Genomic DNA, 2,035 nt, shown 5'->3' with positions numbered 1-2,035 from the left:
TCCAGGGCTTGCCGCCGCGCTCGACCGCGCCTTCACCGAGCCCGCACAGGCGCCCTACCGCCGCACCCGCGCGGTGGTCGTGATGAAGTCGGGCCGCGTCATCGCGGAGCGCTATGCCGACGGCATTGGACCGGAGACGCCACTGCTCGGCTTCTCCATGACGAAATCGGTGGTTTCCGCCCTGATCGGCGTGCTGGTGCGTCAGGGCAAGCTGAAGCTCGACGGCCCCGCGCCGGTCGCTGCCTGGAAAGATCCTGATGATCCGCGCCATGCCATCACGGTCGATCAGCTTCTGCGCCACACCGCGGGCCTTGCGCTCGGCAGCTCTTTGGAGGCCTCGCTCGGCTCCGCCTTCGAGCCGGTCAACCGGATGAAGTTCGTCAAGTCCGACATGGCTGCCTATGCCGAGACGATCCCGCTCGAGATCGCGCCTGGCACCACGTGGAAATACCACGACGGCAATATTCTCATTCTTTCGCACCTGATCCGCAACGCGGTCGGTGGTGATCCCGCAGACGCGCTCCGCTTCGCGCGCCGCGAATTGTTCGCCCCGCTCGGCATGCGCCATGTCACGCTCCAGCTCGATGGCTCCGGCACGATCGAGGGATCGAGCGAAATGCTCGCATCGGCGCGCGACTGGGCGCGCTTCGGCCAGCTCTATCTCGATGGCGGCATCGCCGGCGGCAAGCGTATCCTGCCGGAGGGCTGGGTGAAGTACACGGCTTCGCCGACACCGAACGCGTGGGTCGGCATCGGCGCCGGCTTCTGGACCAACCAGGGCGACAGCTTCGGCGCGTCATTTCGCGTGCAGCACGGTTGGCCACGCGATGCTTTCTTCGCCAAGGGCACCATCGGTCAATACACCATCGTGATCCCCTCGGAGAAGCTGGTAATCGTGCGGATGGGACGCTCGCCGAACGCCCCGCCGCAAGCGGACGGCGTGTTTGATCTCGTGCGCGACGTGGTGGCCGCAACGCGCGAGAAGGGAAAGATGGCGGGGAACTGAGAGGAGTGGAGCGCGCATTCTTCCTTCTCCCCTTGTGGGAGTAGGTGGCGCGCAGCGCCGGATGAGGGGTATGTCTCCGCGCATTCAATTGCGAGTCGGATTCGCGGAGAGAACCCCTCACCCGGCTGCGCTTCGCGCAGCCACCCTCTCCCGCAAGGGGCGAGGGTGCACCCGTCTGCGCGGAGAGAATCGATTATCTCCCCAATTCCGTCGCCTGCGCCACGCGATCGAACCGCTCCAGCGTCATGATCGCGTCGGCAAACTTCTCCGCGCGCGCATTCAGCACCGGGCGGGCCAGCGTCAGGAATTTCTGCTGCATCGCCTGCGCGTCGGGGAAGGAGGTCGGCTCACCCGAGGGATCGGCATAGAGCCGCTCATGCACGCCGTCGTCGGTAGTGATGCTGACACGCGCCCCAAACGGATGCGTGCGGCCGATCTCGAGCCGGTCGTCCTGCACCACGTCGAACTTGTCGGCGAGCGCGTCGATCGCGGCGTCGCCAAGACGGCTGTAATCGTCCCAGCCGAATGAACCCTGGTCGAGCGCGAGCGCGCCGGTGAAGAACATCGAGAACTGGCCGCCGACGATCGACGTCGGATGCCGCTTGGTGGCGGCATCGCCGGTCAGCGTGATGCCGTTGCGGTGCAGCCCGATCTCGACGCGCTTGACCTGGTCGGGCGTCAGATTGTGCTCGCGCCGCATCGCGATCAGCGCGTCGATCGCGGCATGGGTGTAGCGGCAGCTCGGATAAGGTTTGACGCCGATCTTCATGGTCTCGTAGGTCTTGCCGAGCTCGGCGACCGCTTTGGCCGGGTGCGCATCGTCGGTGTAGCCGGCGAGCAGGCCGTGCTTGCCCTCGACCGATTCCGTCGCGCCGACGAAATCGTTACGCGCCAGCGTCGCAGCGATCACGCCATTCATCGCGGCCGCGCCGACCTGGTAGCGCTTGTTCCAGGCGCCGTTGACCAGGAATTGCAGCGAGCCCGCGGCCTGGCTGCCGGAGACGCCGAAGGCGGCGACGAGCTGCTGCT

Annotated in this window: 2 protein-coding genes; one reads left to right on the top strand and one right to left on the bottom strand. The window is 66.4% G+C overall.

All coding sequences use genetic code 11. The features are described from left to right. A partial coding sequence (locus tag MOV74_RS36950; protein WP_246932311.1) for a serine hydrolase occupies positions 1 to 1,006 on the top strand: 1,006 nt, incomplete at its 5' end. A gap of 193 nt (positions 1,007 to 1,199) precedes the next feature. Here MOV74_RS36950 and MOV74_RS36945 read toward each other — a convergent pair. Then, positions 1,200 to 2,035: MmgE/PrpD family protein (locus MOV74_RS36945; RefSeq protein WP_246932309.1), on the bottom strand; the 836-nt coding region annotated here is incomplete at its 5' end.

Source organism: Bradyrhizobium sp. SHOUNA76, assembly GCF_023006445.1.
In the GTDB taxonomy this organism is placed as follows: domain Bacteria; phylum Pseudomonadota; class Alphaproteobacteria; order Rhizobiales; family Xanthobacteraceae; genus Bradyrhizobium.
Note: the sequence above shows the minus strand (reverse complement) of the source record. Positions and strands in the feature narration are given on the sequence as shown.